General features: G+C 43.5%; 14 protein-coding genes and 9 tRNA genes. 2 read left to right on the top strand and 21 right to left on the bottom strand.

Annotation, left to right across the window (positions count from 1 at the left end; translation table 11 throughout):
• Positions 1 to 7: 7 nt before the first annotated feature.
• The 18 genes from L5L97_RS09420 to motY all read right to left on the bottom strand — a co-directional run bounded on the left by L5L97_RS09420 (position 8) and on the right by motY (position 10,458).
• Positions 8 to 83 (bottom strand) — tRNA-Lys (locus tag L5L97_RS09420).
• A 59-nt stretch (positions 84 to 142) separates the two neighbouring features.
• Positions 143 to 218 (bottom strand) — tRNA-Lys (locus tag L5L97_RS09415).
• Between the two features lie 59 nt (positions 219 to 277).
• Positions 278 to 353, bottom strand: a tRNA-Lys gene (locus tag L5L97_RS09410).
• 59 nt (positions 354 to 412) lie between these two features.
• Positions 413 to 488 (bottom strand) — tRNA-Lys (locus L5L97_RS09405).
• Between the two features lie 40 nt (positions 489 to 528).
• Positions 529 to 616, bottom strand: a tRNA-Lys gene (locus L5L97_RS09400).
• A 37-nt stretch (positions 617 to 653) separates the two neighbouring features.
• A tRNA-Lys gene (locus L5L97_RS09395) sits at positions 654 to 729 on the bottom strand.
• Positions 730 to 766: 37 nt separating this feature from the next.
• Positions 767 to 842 (bottom strand) — tRNA-Lys (locus L5L97_RS09390).
• 37 nt (positions 843 to 879) lie between these two features.
• Positions 880 to 969 (bottom strand) — tRNA-Lys (locus L5L97_RS09385).
• A gap of 58 nt (positions 970 to 1,027) precedes the next feature.
• Positions 1,028 to 1,103, bottom strand: a tRNA-Lys gene (locus L5L97_RS09380).
• A gap of 142 nt (positions 1,104 to 1,245) precedes the next feature.
• The gene (gene ybgF, locus L5L97_RS09375; RefSeq protein ID WP_028760345.1) at positions 1,246 to 1,992 is read right to left on the bottom strand and encodes a tol-pal system protein YbgF; all 747 of its coding nucleotides are present in this window, start codon (positions 1,990 to 1,992) and stop codon (positions 1,246 to 1,248) included.
• Positions 1,993 to 2,016: 24 nt separating this feature from the next.
• The gene (gene pal, locus L5L97_RS09370) at positions 2,017 to 2,550 is read right to left on the bottom strand and encodes a peptidoglycan-associated lipoprotein Pal (protein WP_028760346.1); all 534 of its coding nucleotides are present in this window, start codon (positions 2,548 to 2,550) and stop codon (positions 2,017 to 2,019) included.
• Positions 2,551 to 2,596: 46 nt separating this feature from the next.
• Positions 2,597 to 3,925, bottom strand: a complete 1,329-nt coding sequence (tolB, locus tag L5L97_RS09365) for a Tol-Pal system beta propeller repeat protein TolB (RefSeq protein WP_028760347.1) — start codon at positions 3,923 to 3,925, stop codon at positions 2,597 to 2,599.
• 9 nt (positions 3,926 to 3,934) lie between these two features.
• Positions 3,935 to 4,960 carry a cell envelope integrity protein TolA gene (tolA, locus tag L5L97_RS09360; protein ID WP_028760348.1) on the bottom strand — a complete coding sequence of 342 codons (1,026 nt, stop codon included), beginning with the start codon at positions 4,958 to 4,960 and terminating at the stop codon, positions 3,935 to 3,937.
• Positions 4,961 to 5,395 carry a protein TolR gene (gene tolR, locus L5L97_RS09355; RefSeq protein ID WP_113938780.1) on the bottom strand — a complete coding sequence of 145 codons (435 nt, stop codon included), beginning with the start codon at positions 5,393 to 5,395 and terminating at the stop codon, positions 4,961 to 4,963.
• A complete protein-coding gene (tolQ, locus tag L5L97_RS09350; RefSeq protein WP_028760350.1) occupies positions 5,395 to 6,081 on the bottom strand; it encodes a protein TolQ in 687 nt (228 codons plus the stop codon). Before tolQ ends, tolR begins: the two co-directional genes overlap by 1 nt.
• A complete protein-coding gene (ybgC, locus tag L5L97_RS09345; protein ID WP_263181062.1) occupies positions 6,071 to 6,472 on the bottom strand; it encodes a tol-pal system-associated acyl-CoA thioesterase in 402 nt (133 codons plus the stop codon). The genes tolQ and ybgC overlap by 11 nt, the downstream gene beginning before the upstream one ends.
• A gap of 171 nt (positions 6,473 to 6,643) precedes the next feature.
• Complete coding sequence (locus tag L5L97_RS09340; RefSeq protein ID WP_173496538.1) at positions 6,644 to 8,827, bottom strand: prolyl oligopeptidase family serine peptidase; 2,184 nt, start codon at positions 8,825 to 8,827, stop codon at positions 6,644 to 6,646.
• 761 nt (positions 8,828 to 9,588) lie between these two features.
• The gene (gene motY / locus L5L97_RS09335) at positions 9,589 to 10,458 is read right to left on the bottom strand and encodes a flagellar protein MotY (RefSeq protein ID WP_113938782.1); all 870 of its coding nucleotides are present in this window, start codon (positions 10,456 to 10,458) and stop codon (positions 9,589 to 9,591) included.
• Between the two features lie 141 nt (positions 10,459 to 10,599).
• On the opposite strand from motY, the gene rnt reads away from it, so the two are divergent.
• A complete protein-coding gene (rnt, locus tag L5L97_RS09330; protein WP_105252848.1) occupies positions 10,600 to 11,271 on the top strand; it encodes a ribonuclease T in 672 nt (223 codons plus the stop codon).
• 100 nt (positions 11,272 to 11,371) lie between these two features.
• Here the strand turns inward: rnt and L5L97_RS09325 are convergent, their stop codons facing one another.
• Positions 11,372 to 11,977, bottom strand: coding sequence for a peroxiredoxin C (locus L5L97_RS09325; RefSeq protein ID WP_006081247.1), 606 nt, complete (start codon positions 11,975 to 11,977; stop codon positions 11,372 to 11,374).
• Positions 11,978 to 12,362: 385 nt separating this feature from the next.
• On the opposite strand from L5L97_RS09325, the gene L5L97_RS09320 reads away from it, so the two are divergent.
• The gene (locus L5L97_RS09320; protein WP_263181064.1) at positions 12,363 to 13,682 is read left to right on the top strand and encodes a Na+/H+ antiporter family protein; all 1,320 of its coding nucleotides are present in this window, start codon (positions 12,363 to 12,365) and stop codon (positions 13,680 to 13,682) included.
• A 164-nt stretch (positions 13,683 to 13,846) separates the two neighbouring features.
• Here the strand turns inward: L5L97_RS09320 and L5L97_RS09315 are convergent, their stop codons facing one another.
• Positions 13,847 to 14,980: a GGDEF domain-containing protein gene (locus tag L5L97_RS09315; RefSeq protein WP_263181065.1), complete on the bottom strand. Its 1,134-nt coding sequence runs from the start codon at positions 14,978 to 14,980 to the stop codon at positions 13,847 to 13,849.
• Between the two features lie 527 nt (positions 14,981 to 15,507).
• On the bottom strand, positions 15,508 to 16,134 hold the full coding sequence (gene upp / locus L5L97_RS09310) for a uracil phosphoribosyltransferase (protein ID WP_011789711.1): 627 nt from the start codon (positions 16,132 to 16,134) through the stop codon (positions 15,508 to 15,510).
• Between the last annotated feature and the right edge of the window lie 266 nt (positions 16,135 to 16,400).

The raw sequence follows: 16,400 nt of genomic DNA, 5'->3' as shown, positions 1-16,400 counted from the left end.
AAATAAGTGGTGGGTCGTGAAGGATTCGAACCTTCGACCAATTGGTTAAAAGCCAACTGCTCTACCGACTGAGCTAACGACCCATCTAGGTATTACGATAAAAATGTTCACTTATTTTGGCATCAACAATGCGAATAATAAGTGGTGGGTCGTGAAGGATTCGAACCTTCGACCAATTGGTTAAAAGCCAACTGCTCTACCGACTGAGCTAACGACCCATCTAGGTATTACAATAAAAATGTTCACTTATTTTGGCATCAACAATGCGAATAATAAGTGGTGGGTCGTGAAGGATTCGAACCTTCGACCAATTGGTTAAAAGCCAACTGCTCTACCGACTGAGCTAACGACCCATCTAGGTATTACGATAAAAATGTTCACTTATTTTGGCATCAACAATGCGAATAATAAGTGGTGGGTCGTGAAGGATTCGAACCTTCGACCAATTGGTTAAAAGCCAACTGCTCTACCGACTGAGCTAACGACCCATCTGGTGTTGCGCTGATTTATGCACTTTCAGTAAAGTGATGTGTCATTAAGGATTAGAACCATTCGACTGATTGGTTAAAAGCCAACTGCCCTGGCTTTATAAAAAAAGCGACTGAGCTAACGACCCATCTGTTGTTGCGCTGATTTATACACTTTCAGTAAAGTGGTGGGTCGTGAAGGATTCGAACCTTCGACCAATTGGTTAAAAGCCAACTGCTCTACCGACTGAGCTAACGACCCATCTGGTGTTGCGCTGATTTATGCACTTTCAGTAAAGTGGTGGGTCGTGAAGGATTCGAACCTTCGACCAATTGGTTAAAAGCCAACTGCTCTACCGACTGAGCTAACGACCCATCTGGTGTTGTGCTGATTTATGCACTTTCAGTAAAGTGGTGTGTCATTAAGGATTAGAACCATTCGACTGATTGGTTAAAAGCCAACTGCCCTCGCTTTATAAAAAAGCGACTGAGCTAACGACCCATTGTACTACTGGCTATCTCATTAAATACCACTAACTTATTCTATTCATTAGAGTAAGTGGTGGGTCGTGAAGGATTCGAACCTTCGACCAATTGGTTAAAAGCCAACTGCTCTACCGACTGAGCTAACGACCCATTTACTGGTATTTCACGCCCCGAACGACCTCGCCGCTCTGAGGGCGCCTATAATACCTTTTTCATCTTCTCATGCAAGCGCAAATTCCCAATTTTTTGTCGTTTGCATGAAAAACAGACTAAGAGTATGTTTTTTAGTTAATTACGCTTTAATTGCAGCCAGTTGCTGCTGTGCAATGCGTGCTGCGGCGCTGTTTGCGTAATCTTTGACAACTTGTTGGTAGTATTGCATCGCACCAGCTTTATCACCGGTTTTCTCGGCGATCATGCCAAGCTTCACTAAACTATCGCCACGTTTATTAGAATCACTAAAACGATCAACCACAGTTTTGAAGGCTTGTTTGGCTTCTGCAAATTCGCTCTTATTAAATAATAGCTGTCCTAACCAATAGTTCGCATTCGCGGCATACACAGAGTCTGGGTATTGTTTAATAAAAGCACGGAAGGCAGGAATGGCATCGTCATACTTACGCTCTTTTAAGACTAAGTTAACGGCATTTTCATAACTTGCAGTTTCACTTAAACTACTTGCGGCAGCATTGGTCGATACCACAGAGGGGATTGATGTCGCTGCAGCTGCAGGTGCGGCAGATGCCTTTGAGGATAAATTAGCAAGCTCATCATATAACTGACGCTGACGCTCTTGCATCTGCTCAATCTGATAATTCTGTTGTTCGGTTAAACCGCGTAAATCGAGAACTTCCTGCTGCAGTGTATCAAGACGACGTTGCATCTCGAGCTCACTTTGTTGTCTCGATTTTACAATACGTTCGATACGAGCAAGTCTGTCATCACCCGAACCACCAGCAATATCTTCCACAGGAGCAGGCGCTGCAACTGCAGCGCCCGCACCAAGGAACATTGCCGTAATTAAGACGGCACGTTTCATTGTGTTACTCTCCGAGATTCAATCTTAGTAAACTAAAACTGCACGACGGTTTTTGCCAAAACCTTCATCAGTGCGAGAAAAATCAAGTGGTTTTTCTTCGCCATAGCTGACTACGCTCATTTGGCTTGGCTGTACGCCCATACCTTGTAGGTATTTAGCAACGGCTTTAGCACGACGTTCGCCCAGAGCAATGTTGTACTCAGGAGTGCCACGCTCGTCCGCATGACCTTCAATCAGTACGCGCACACTTGGGTGCTCAACTAAGTAAGTACCATGAGCTTCTAATACAGCGGCGAATTCAGTTTGAACTTCACTGCGGTCGAAATCGAAGTAAATGATGTGTTCTTTTCTCAACTCTTCTAACTGCTGACGTTGCTGCTCTTCAGATGACAACATAGCACCCACACCACCAGTTTGAATGCCACCATTCAGTTCGCTACCTGAACCGTTTGTTGAGCCCATTGCATCAGTTTCTGATTCTGAAGTTGAGCTACATGCACTAATAGCCATAATTGGAAGTGCTACCAACATAGCTTTTAACAACTTATTCAGATCCATTACGTGTTCCTTATAAAATTAAATGTGATTAAATCAAGGTATAACATTAGAGAAACGGAGACCAAGAAGGTGATTTCACCTCGCCTTGACCCACGGGTAATCTCGCTTTAAAGCGTCCATCCGTAGAAACAGCTGCTAATACTTGCTTACCTTGGTGTGTAGTGCCGTATATGACCATAGTACCATTAGGCGCCACACTTGGGGATTCATCCAAGCGTGTAGAGGTTAGCACCTGCATAAAACGCGTATTTAAATCCATACGCGCAATATTAAACTTACCGTTAGTACGGTTAACAAAAATCATACTACGTCCATCTGGAGTAATTGAACCGCCAAGGTTCCATTCACCTTCAAATGTTTCACGACTCACTTTACCTGAACTTAACTCTACGCGATAAATTTGCGGTCTACCACCACGTTCAGAGGTGAAAATCAACGACTTCCCATCAGGATACCATGATGGTTCAGTATCGATAGCATAGTGATTGGTAATACGCTTAATCGCTTTTGTCGCAATATCGATAACATAGATCTCAGGCTGACCATCCTTAGACAGCGTCACAGCCAAAGATTTGCCATCAGGAGAGAAAGCCGGCGCACCGTTAATACCAGGGAAAGAGCTCACTTTAGTGCGCACTTGGGTATAAAGGTCTTGTACGAAAATCTCTGCTTTTTTATTTTCAAAGCTAACATACGCCAAACGACGCCCATCAGGCGACCAAGTAGGTGACATTAATGGCTCAGGTGAGCGCAGTAACATTTGCTCGTTAAAACCATCATAGTCCGCAACCATCAACTGATAAGGGGCTTTTTGAGTATGATTGACCACGACGTAGGAGATCCGCGTTAAGAATGCACCGCGAATACCGGTTAACTTTTCATAGACGATATCGCTAATTCTATGACCATATTGACGAAATTGCGCTGCTGAAATCACAGTTTGGCGACTGTCCATCAAAAATTCTGTAGCACTGACTGAGCCTTTCAATGCTTGGTTTTGTGCTTTAACTAAATCGATTAAATCAAAGCTCACCAAATACTGATCGGTTCCGTAAGGTTTCACAGTACCTAACACCACAGCTTCTGCGCCAACGCTAGACCATGAACTAGGTTGAAACTGAGCCAAAGCACCAATATTGCGCTGAGGTAGTCCGAGCTCGTCTAAAGGTTTAAAGGTACCGCTACGAGCTAAGTCAGACATCACCACATCAGCAATTGCTTGTGGCGGTGCGCCAGGACCTTGCCATACAAAAGGCATCACAGCGATGGGACGCGCTGCGTCAACACCTTCTGTGATCACAATATCCAATGCCGCTTTCGCGGGGGTGGTGCACAGCAGAACTGCCAGTGCTAACCATTTTGCCAATATTTTCATGGTGCTCCTTTAATTAAACGTTGGTTCAACGATTAAGTTAATTTCTTTCATCAAGTTATAAACCGCAGGATCCGGAGACACAGGCAGTTTGCCCGCTTTCAAAATCGCCGCTTTTGCTGCACGACAAACGTTGGGATCACCACCTTTTGTTTGGCTGCTGATCACAAACCCATCATTCGCTAAACGCACAGAGACAGTACAAGTCTTTCCACGCATAGATTCATCCACTACCAAATTACGTTGAATAGTTGATTTTATCATTGCCTGATACTTACCGACTTCACTCTGCATCTGTTTATTCATGGTTTGCGACAGCGCCGCTTGCTCAGCCGCTAATGCATCAGCCATTTCCTGCTCTTGATCGGCAAGGGCTTTAGCATCTGCTTTAGCTTTAGCATCTGCTTTAGCTTTAGCATCCGCTTTAGCTTTGGCATCCGCTTTAGCTTTGGCATCTGCTTTAGCTTTAGCATCTGCCTCCGCTTTAGCTTCCGCATCTGCTTTTTGCTTACGGTCAGTTTCAGCTTTCACTGCAGCAGCTTCTTCAACCTTGCGTTTTTCAGCGGCTTTTTGTGCGGCGTCTTCAGCAACCTTACGCTCCTGCTCTTTCAGCTTACGGTCGGCTTCGGCTTTGACCGCCTTTTCCTTTTCCTGCTGCTGTTTCACCTGGGCTAATTTGGTCGCTTCATTGGCTTTTTGAATCTCAATTTCCTGCTGCTTACGTTCTTGCTCTAGCTGTTTAATCTGAGCTTGTTCGCGCTCGCGTGCCTGTTTCGCTTCTTGAGCTTTGCGTTCAAGCTCGGCTTGACGTTCTTGCTCACGGCGTTCGGCATCACGCTTTTCTTGCTTAAGTTTCTCAACTTGATTAGCCACTTTTTGCTGATCAACCATAACAGCTTTGATTGCTGGTGCGCTAACTTGTTGCATAGGCTCAGGTTTGTGAGAAAAATCTATTCCTAACGCCAGAATAATTATCACGCCAATATGAATACCCGCTGAAATTGACAGAGGTAATGTTACATCTGACTTATCTGCCACCTATTTCTCCTTGGGTGAATCCGTCATCAAACCGACTGATGGCACGCCAGCTTGCTGCAGTGTCACCATCAACTGAATCACTTTATCGTAAGGAATATTTCTATCGGCTTTAACCACAACAGGACGCTCAGGTTCAGTCACGATAAGTGCAGCCACTTCCGTTGCCAATTCTTCCAAATCCATAGGCACATTCGTTGAACCGCCTTTATTGAGGAAGTAATCACCATCACCATCGATTGAAGCAACAATGGGCGGCTTACTGTCATTGGGTAACACTTCTGCCGCCCCTTGAGGCAGCTCAACTTTGACCCCTTGGGTCACTATGGGTGCTGTTACCATAAAAATAATTAACAGCACGAGCATGACGTCGATATAAGGCACTACGTTGATTTCAGCAACGGGGCGGCGACGTTTGCGCTGATAAGCTGGTTGCATTATGCCCCTTCCTTCTCACTGTATGCTTGGCGATGCAAAATGCTGGAGAACTCTTCCATAAAGTTTGCGTAAGCCATTTCTAATTTATCGACTTGAGTCGAGAAACGGTTGTACGCAATTACCGCTGGAATTGCAGCAAATAAACCCATAGCCGTTGCAATCAAAGCTTCAGCAATACCGGGGGCAACCATAGCTAAGGTGGCATTTTCCATCGAACCAATAGCGATAAAAGAATTCATGATCCCCCATACAGTACCAAATAAACCGATATAAGGGCTAGTCGAACCAATCGTTGCTAATAACGGTAAGTTAGCTTCTAACTTTTCCATTTCGCGAGACAAGGTCACACGCATAGCTCGCGATGTACCATCCATGACGGCATCGGGCACTTTGCTATTTAATTTATTCAGGCGTGAATATTCCTTAAAGCCAGTCACAAATAATGACTCTAAACCGCTATTATCTGGACGAGATGATAATTCTTTATACAAACGGTTTAAATCAACACCTGACCAAAATTTGTCTTCAAACTTCGCCGATTTACTTTTTGCGGATGTCAGTAAGCTACGGCGTTGTAAAATCACCGTCCAAGACATCACCGACAAGCAAAGTAAAGTGAACATAACAAATTTCACTAATAAACTGGCTTGTAAAAATAACCCAACAATCGACATATCAGCTTGCACTGTCAAACTCCTGCACAATATTTAAGGGAATAGCTCGGGGACGCATACGTGATAGCGCAACACAAACAACCAGCACTGTGCCTTCACAATAACAGTCTCCCTGTTTATCGACCAAGCGTTGATGAAAGATCAACGAGGCCTTTTTCAACTCTATGACCTTAGTTTCAACAATAAGGTTCTGTTCAAAACGTGCTGCTTTGCGAAAATCGAGTTCCGCACGCTTTACGACAAAAGCGGTGTCGTCGGCTAATAACGCAGTCTGACTAACGCCAAGGACTTTTAACCACTCGGTTCGCGCGCGCTCAAAAAAGTTGAGGTAGTTCGAATGATAGACAACGCCACCAGCGTCGGTGTCTTCGTAATAGACTGAAATTGGCCAATGAAACATCATTTGAAAATAAGCAAATTTTGGTTGAAAAATTGACGCTTACTATACCTAGGGAAACAAGACTTGTGAATGACCCGATGAAGATATAGATAGGAATAGCGCGGGTTTCAGATGAATAGGGGCAATTGTAAAAGAGAATGGGGTCAAACGACCCCATTTTATTAACATAGTTAGTTATTTTGCGATAGCTTGTGGCAAGGTTAAGCCAAAACTCTGCCACAAGAAACTGTAGATGTCGGCAAATTCGTCGATCTTCATCGCCGTGGGCTTACCCGCTCCATGACCAGCATTTGACTCGATACGCATAATGACTGGTTTATTGCCCTGCTGTTTCTCCTGCAGCATGGCCGCAAACTTGAAACTGTGTAATGGCACAACACGATCATCATGATCCGCAGTCATTACCATAGTCGCAGGATAAGCTTGCGCTTTTACATTGTGATAGGGCGAATAAGCCAATAGCGCAGGGAATTGCTCTGCTTTATCAGCACTGCCGTATTCACTCGTCCAAGCCCAACCAATAGTGAACTTGTGAAAACGCAGCATATCCAACACGCCCACGGCAGGTAATACGGCAGCAAAAAGTTCAGGACGTTGAGTCACAGCAGCGCCCATCAACAGACCACCATTACTGCGGCCATAGGCACCGAGTTTAGAGCTGTTGGTATATTTTTCGCTTACCAGATATTCAGCAGCAGCAAAATAGTCATCAAACACATTTTGCTTTTTGTCGAACATCCCCGCTTGATGCCAGCTTTCGCCATACTCAGCACCGCCACGTAAACTCGGCACGGCATAAATGCCACCCATGTCTAACCAAGCGATATTGGCAGGGCTAAAACGTGGTGTCATCGAAATGGCAAAACCACCATAGGCATAAAGTAATGTCGGATTTTGGCCGTTTTTCACTAAGCCCTTTTTATAGGAGAGCATCATAGGCACACGCGTACCGTCTTTGCTGCTATAGAAAACCTGTTCAGAAACATAGTCATCGGGATTAAACGAGACTTTGGGTTTAGCAATGACGGTTGAACCGCCAGTTTTAAAATCAAACTTATAGGTGGTTTCAGGCTGAATATAACTATTGAACACATAATAGAAATAATCTTTGCTGGCTTTACCAAAAGGCCCTGCCACATTGCCAAGACCAGGCAATGTCACATCTTGACGCTTCTGACCACCCATACTGTAAATCGATAATTGACCCAACACATCATGTAAATAACTCACCACTAAATGGTCATTAATAATGGCGACATTATTAATCGGATCTTTAGACTCAGGAATAATCGTTTGCCATTGCGATTTATCACTATTGCGGGTGTCAATCGCAATCACTTTACCATTAGGCGCCTCTAAATCGGTTTTGAAATAAAACACTGAACCATCATTACCGAGAAACTCATATTCAGCTTCTAATTTGAGGATCAATTCCACCACTTGGGATTTAGGCTCAAATAACGATTTATAGAAGAAACGATTACGCTTATCCGTACCTTGAGAAATCGACAGTAATAAGTATTCACCTTTCTCAGAGACATCAATACCAAAGCCCCAATCTTTATTCTGTGGACGCTCATAAATCAATAGATCTTGATGTTGGTCTGTGCCTAATTTGTGGTAATACACTTTTTGGTTAAAATTAACGTCAGCTAAGACATCCCCCCCTGCAGGGGCATCATAACGGGCGTAGAACACACCTTGGTTTTCTTTATCCCACACTGCGCTAGAAAATTTAATCCATTTCAGTTCATCGGCCAGTTTCTTACCGGTTGCAATATCAACGAACTGCCATTGTTGCCAATCTGAGCCAGAATTTGAAACGCCATAGGCTAAAATTTTACCGTCATTACTCACAGCCACGCCGGATAAGGCAACAGTACCATCCGCAGACAGTTTATTTGGGTCAAGAACAGGCTTTTCAACACCATCTAAACCTTTAACGTACAAAACCGATTGCGCCTGTAGGCCATCATTACGGTAGTAAAATTGATTGTCGCCGTTTTCAAACGGGGCAGAGACTTTTTCGTAATTCCAAAGTTCTGTAATACGTTCGACCACAGCTTGTTTATTGGGGATCTTAGCGAGGTAGGCTTGACCAAAGTCTTGTTGTTCTTTTACCCACTCTTCAGTTTCAGGCGTATTGGCCTCCAGATGACGATAAGGGTCGGCCACTGCAACACCATGAATGGTTTCGACGAGGTCATCTTTTTCAGTGACAGGGTAAACGAGTTTAGTTGCGCTTGCCTGCTCAGTCGAATTTTGCTCAGGTGCATTACCACTTTGGCAGGCACCGAGTGCCATCCCCAATGTGGCCACTAACAAACCTTGCTTTGCAAGGCGAAATCTTAATGCCATCGTGTTGTCGTCCTTCTTATGGTTTCGGGCTTAAGGCCTTTTCAGCAAGTACTATACAAGCAAAAAAAATCATGGCAATGGCGTAACTTAATATGAAGTTTTTTAAGCTGTATCGTGAATTTAACAAAATAGCAGCAAGGATAAGCTTATTGAAGTGTATTATTATGCATTAATAGTGAGTTATAAGTTATTAATCAAGGTAAATAGTGACTTAAGTGATATAAATCACCTTTGTAGCCATTAGAATTACTAATGTTTATGGGCAATTTTTCTCGTTTGTTTTACAACAGGTTTCCCAATAGAATGTGCTTGTTTTCAGGAGATAACTGCTTGCAGATATCGAAAACAAAGAACTTTTAAACTGGTGTGTTCCCAACACTTCAGTTTCTTTTCTGGTTCTTATGCTTGACTTCCTTCCTTCAATTTGTTGATTGCAAATGCATTATTTTTGCGGCCCGCTTAGTTTAAGCGGGCTTTTTTTTTAGCATTTCAAACACTATCCTGATTATTGCAACGGCCAAGTTTTATACTTCATCTATATTACTCGTACTTATCCCACTCTCGCTTTCTGCAGTACTTGTTGAGGTGGATATGTCATATCTACAAATTAAAAAATCTCATTATTTTTACCCATACGCGCAAATTGAGCGAATCATTCGATTAAAGTGGCATACTGCCTGAACTCTCCTTCTTTTAAAAACGACAATGCCAAGTCATAAACTTGGCATTGAAAAATACTTAAAACCTAGGTAAAACAAACACTACAAAGGTTTACTGATCCGTATAACAACACGACGGTTACGCGCCCTTTCATCCATATCATCATTGGAGGCCACGTGACGACGCTCACCATGCCCGAATGTGACAATACGATCTTGAGGAATACCACTGGCAACAAAGAACTCTTTTACCGACGCAGCTCGTGTATCCGACACTTTCTGGTTTACTGAACGGCCACCATAACTGTCGGTATACGCATCCACCAGCACTAACTCTACCAAGGGATCATAGGCTAAATATTCTTGCACCCGAGACAGTTGTTGCTGGGAGAAACGAGTTAAATCGGTACCGCCTTCATCGTAATTTAATACAGTAAAAGCAATATCTTCAAAGCTATAGGGCAATAAATGCGCTAGACAAGCTTTAAACTCAGTATATTTACGGCCAAAATTAGCTGAAGACAAACCCACAGCTATCTTATTCGACTCATTATACCAATCAGCATAGTAGAACGTTGGTTCCATACCGCGACTCAACTCTGCTAACATAGACCAAGCTGCGCGCTTAGGCACTTCCCCGTTAAAGTACTTTTGATAATGTAATGAAGTGATCTCTTTCGATACCACACCAGGACGCCACTGTGGCGCGCGGCTAATTAATTTCGCCTGCGTCACTTGATCAGGTTTTACCCACATATCTAAGGTAAAAGTCATATTCTGCTGTTTACCCGCTTCACTGGTAAAAATTGCTTTACCGTAAGAAGGAATATCATGCTCAAGGCGACAGACGATGGGAGTATTTTCACTCACTCGCCACTGGGAATCACTTAAAGAGGCGACATAATGGCGCAACTCTGCCATTGCAGTTGCTGGAACGCATAAAATTGATACTAATATCAGTTTTCGCCACATAGCCTTTACTCATGTTTAATCGGTTACATGGCTTTATCGGCAAACTATTTAGTTCCTTTAGCTCATAAAACCACCAATCAAACATGACACACCCCAACACATTTAGCATAATAGCGCCCTGTGAATTTTCTTGAGTACTTTATGAGTGACATTTGCGACGCGAACAAATTGAAATACCGATTTCGAGGCTACTTTCCCGTAGTCATTGATGTCGAAACTGCGGGCTTCAACTCTCAAACCGATGCGTTGCTAGAAATTGCCGTCACCCTACTAAAAATGGACAATGAAGGTGTGATAGGAATCGATAAAACCCTACACTTCCACATTGAGCCCTTTGAAGGCGCAAATTTAGAACCCGAAGCGTTAGCATTCAACGGTATTGATCCCACTAATCCGTTACGGGGAGCGGTGAGCGAGAAAGAAGCCTTTTTAGAAATCTTTAAAGCCGTGAAGAAAGCCCAAAAAGCCTCCGACTGCCATCGCAGTATCATAGTGGCGCACAATGCGGCATTCGATCATGGTTTTGTGAGTAAGGCGATAGAACGTTGCGACTTAAAACGCTCGCCGTTTCATCCTTTTGCCACCTTTGACACAGCAACGCTCGCCGGACTCGCCATTGGTCATACCGTACTTGCCAAGGCATGCATTATGGCGGGTATTCCCTTCGATAATAAAGAAGCCCATTCGGCGCTATATGATACCGAACGTACTGCGGAGCTTTTTTGTCATATCGTGAATCGTTGGAAATCATTAGGTGGCTGGCCATTACTGGCTGTGGATGCGCAGGATGCAGAAAGCGGTACTGTGGAATAAATTGAACAGTTAACAATAGATCTTCAGCAATGAAAAACAAAAAAGCTGCCATTGGCAGCTTTTTTCATTTAACAGGCGACTGTGATTAGAAAAGTACTAATTACAGTGAGCTTGCGTTTTCAGACAGGTAAGCAGCAACACCTTCAGTGCTTGCATTCATACCTTTATCGCCTTTTTCCCAGCCAGCAGGACAAACATCACCGTGCTCTTCATGGAATTGCAGTGCATCGATCATACGTAGCATTTCATCAACGTTACGGCCTAATGGCAGATCGTTAACGACTTGGTGACGAACCATGCCTTCTTTGTCGATCAGGAATGAACCACGGAAAGCCACACCCGCTTCTGGATGCTCAACATCGTATGCTTTGCAGATTTCATGTTTAACATCAGCCACTAGCGTGTATTTAACTTGGCCAATACCGCCTTTTTCAACTGGGGTGTTACGCCATGCATTGTGGGTAAACTGAGAATCGATAGACACACCAATCACTTCTACGCCACGCTTAGTGAACTCTTCCATACGGTGATCAAAAGCGATCAACTCTGATGGGCAAACGAAAGTGAAGTCAAGTGGATAGAAGAATACGACGGCTGGTTTGCCTTTGATGGCTGCAGTCAAGTTAAAGCTATCAACGATTTCGCCAGAACCTAATACAGCTGCAGCAGTAAAATCAGGAGCCTGACGGCCTACTAATACGCTCATTTTATATCTCCATCTATGAGTTGAACTAAGTGTAAGGCAAGATGCCTTCTAGCCAGTATGTTCTCAACCTAGGTCAAGTTAAATCCTTACTGATTAAAAGGTGTTCTTACCAATCAAATCCTTAGGCATTATAAGTCGTGTGCTGTGCCTTACAACCTATTTAAGACCAATATCACATTTTTCAAGGGTATTTCCGTTTTGCCTGACTAAGGATAGAGCAATCTGCGTATCCAGTGTGCGGAGCAATCCACATTCGGCTAACAGACAAAACCCAGCATGATCACATTTTCAGATATTTTTCAGATAAGCCCTCGGCAAACTGGACATCCACTGCCTTTGCAGTCGAAAATAGCTCCTTTGGCTTAAAGAATTAAGAAAATTGATAATGAATGCTGTCGTAATTGCAGTGTGCTTAATGTTAGCACTCAGTTTAGCTAGGGTGAATGTGGTTATTGCCCTGACCGTGAGCGCCCTCGTGGCGGGATTGGTAGGCGGAATGGATCTGCACCAAACTATAAATGCCTTTAATACAGGCTTAGGTGGCGGCGCACAAATTGCGCTCAGTTATGCATTATTAGGTGCTTTCGCTGTCGCACTATCGCATTCAGGCTTAACGACGCTGATTTCTAGAAGCATCATTAGTAGCCTTGGACAAGATCCTAATCCCACAAACACTAACTGGGTACGCTGGTTACTGCTGTTATCGCTACTCGTTATGTCGATGGCTTCACAGAATATTTTACCGATCCATATCGCCTTCATTCCGATTTTAGTGCCACCACTATTACATGTGATGACCAAACTGAACATCGACCGCCGCCTTGTGGCTTGTGTTCTAACCTTCGGCCTAGTCACCACCTATATGATTTTACCGATTGGTTTTGGTGGCATTTTCTTAAATGATATTCTGCTTTCCAACTTAACCAGCAATGGCTTAGCCGCTGCTCGCGAGCAAATTCCGCCAGCCATGTTAATTCCAGCGGCGGGTATGGTCGTAGGGTTACTCACTGCAGTATTCATCAGTTACCGTAAACCTCGGACTTACGACGAGGCAAAAGTGTTGGTCGCTGAACCTGAAGAAAATCTCAACAAACGCAATATCATCATTGCTGCACTGGCGATATTAGCCACTCTCATCGTACAACTTGAAACTGACTCTATGATTTTTGGTGCCTTAGTCGGCTTCATGATTTTCAGTTTTTCGGGTGCCTTGAAGCATGTCGCCGACCAAGATATCTTCAACCAAGGTGTGCGAATGATGGCCAATATCGGCTTTATCATGATTTCAGCCGCAGGCTTTGCCGCTGTAGTGAAAGAAACCGGTGAAGTGGGTACGCTTGTGGCCTCGCTTAGCGACATCATTGGGGATAATAAAGCCCTCGCAGCCTTTTTGATGCTACTGGTTGGGCTACTGATCACTATGGGAATTGGGTCGTCTTTCTCCACCATTCCAATTATCGCGACGATATATGTACCATTGGCATTGAGTTTTGGTTTTTCAGTAGCAGCCACAATCGCGTTAGTTGGCACTGCAGCCGCGCTGGGTGATGCGGGCTCGCCAGCATCAGATTCCACCTTAGGTCCCACTGCAGGTTTGAATGCCGATGGTCAACATGATCACATTCGTGACAGCGTGATACCAACATTTATCCACTACAATATTCCACTATTAGTGTTTGGTTGGATTGCAGCAATGGTGTTGTAAGTGTTATCGCAGATGTTTACATTACCGTATTAGAAAGTAACAACAGCGTGGCATTCTCCGCGCTGTTTTTTATCTCGGGTATTCACTTTATTGCGGGCAGCTGGTTAACTCACTGATTCACTCGATAACTCACGTAATAACTCACGTAATAATGAACGTGATAATTAAGGTGTCAGGTCAAGCTTGCGACTTCCTTGCTTATTCTTTTTATCCTCATATAACGCTTTATCCGCCGCTTGTAGCACTGCCTCAAAGGAAGCATAATCTTGCGAATCAGCCACACCGCAGGAGACTGTCAGCACATTTAAAAACTGCCGCTCTGCGACCGCCTGACGTAAATGTTCAGCCAACAATAAGGCCCGTTCAAAAGTACAATTAGCCAAGATGACGACAAACTCATCACCGCCGGTTCTGATTAACAAATCATTTTCTCGAAATACACTGCGCATCGCATCAACAATTTGCATGATCGCCATATCCCCGAGTTTATGCCCATAGGTATCATTAATGGTTTTGATTTTGTCGCCATCCACGCAGATCACCGCATAATGCCCCTTAGTCGCGACATCAAACAGTGTGGTCTCATAGACTTTCTTATTATAGGTTCGAGTAAAAGCATCCAATAACATCGCTTCACTAAACCGTTGACGCTCAGTACGAAGTTTCCTAAAACGATTGATATTAATTTGAACGAAGAAGATTACGATAGATAACAAAAACCACAGGGGTAAATTCCACACAATGAAACGAAATATACTGATTTTATATGTCAGTGAAGTCATGTTATCTAAATGATTTGTCATCGAATAAAACAAGAACTCCGGCGTCAGTTCAGCCCAAAGGCTATCTGTCGTGATCACCAACTCAGTACCATAATCCGTTTTCTGCAATTCAACATGTTTATTACGCATAAAAACCGACGTCATTAAGGCCGTGTCGGCAATAACATCACCGATGAAATGATTAGGATCATTAGATGATGAAATCGGTGATGCCATCGATAAAATGACTTTCCCACTGACTTCATCTTGATAAGGAATGGATAATACGATTCCATCGGCTAAGGACTCTGGGGTCGCGTCTTTCGCGCAATAGTGCAGACTCTGACAAAACTCATTCGTTGAAGTACGGTCTTTAATCAGCCGCGCTTTTACGTCATCAGGAATTGGGGTGGCAAAATACATGGCATCACTGCGATAAAGTCCCACATACAGGAATATATCTTCGGCATTGGTCTTTTTACTGGAATAGAGATAATCAAAGTAGCGTAAGACTTGTTCTTCTTCTGCGGAAAGCACTCCCCCTTGCGGCAGCATTAATCTGGAAGGGTCAAGTTGAAAAAGCGCTAAAGAGGATTTATTGAAATCAATAATATCGTGCAGAGATAAGCTTTTACCGAGCAGTTCAATATAACTCGGTGTAAGTTGCTCATTTTTTTACAAAAGACACAAAGGATTTATGCTCTCTATCGATTTTAATCGGTAATAGAATAAGTAGGAGTACGACAAACAAGAGGGTCGCAAATTCAAATGATCGACGCAATAATAACCAGTTGAGAGCCGAATTTCCCATAATTCCTCTTAATCCCTGTTCTACCGACAATGTACCTTGCACAAAACGTAAACTGCGATCAATAACATTGCAAAATAAGCCAATAAAAACAACTTCAATAGATAATTATTATTTAGCTTATTCTAAACTTTAGCAGCTTAAGATAAAGTTGTTATTTCTGTATTGAACAAAAACAAAAAGGGAGCCTAGGCTCCCTTACTGACCACATCCGCTCAATTGAGCATCAGCAACTCAGATTATTTAGCAACTTTGGCTATTTAGTACCAAAGATTTTATCGCCCGCATCACCCAGACCTGGCAGGATATAACCTTTCTCGTTTAAGCATCTATCGATAGCGGCAGTATATAATTCAATATCCGGATGCGCCGCTTCTAAGGCTTTAATGCCTTCAGGCGCAGCCACTAGCACTAAGGCCTTAATTGAAGTACAACCGCGCTTTTTCAATAAATCAACGGTCGCAATCATAGAACCACCAGTCGCGAGCATTGGGTCGACAACTAAGGCGATACGCTCGTTCATGTCGCTGGCCAGCTTCTCAAAATAAGGCACTGGCTCAAGGGTCTCTTCATCACGGTAAATACCGACAACTGAGATACGCGCACTTGGAATGTGCTCGAGTACGCCGTCCATCATGCCCAAACCCGCACGTAAAATTGGCACAACAGTGACTTTCTTACCTTTGATTTGATCGACTTCAACCGGACCATTCCAGCCTTCAATCGTCACCGTTTCAGTTTCGAAATCTGCGGTAGCTTCATAGGTTAATAAACTACCCACTTCGGCGGCTAGTTCACGGAAACGTTTAGTGCTAATGTCACCTTCGCGCATTAAACCGATTTTGTGACGCACTAAAGGATGTTTAACCTCGACAACTTTCATTTTTCTCTCCTGCTTATTTTTCGGCGTATTATTTTAGGCAAATTTTTCAGATTCTAGTTGATTTGTTTACTAGGTAAAACAGAAAGTTTTGCCATTCGGTCTAATCGTGAGCTATCTCCCAAGAATAATCCCCAATCGTCTAAGATACCTACTGTGATTTACTATTTTGTGACCAAACTCAAGACCTCTAAAAATAGAATATCTCGCATTCAGACCAAAAAAACTCCGCCGAGGGGCATAAATCCAAATCATGACTTTCGACCCCT

Origin of the sequence: Shewanella sp. SM71 (assembly GCF_025653905.1) — a bacterium.
Lineage (GTDB): Bacteria > Pseudomonadota > Gammaproteobacteria > Enterobacterales > Shewanellaceae > Shewanella > Shewanella oncorhynchi.
The sequence above is the reverse complement of the archived record's forward strand: the minus strand, read 5'-3'. Positions and strand labels throughout refer to the sequence as shown.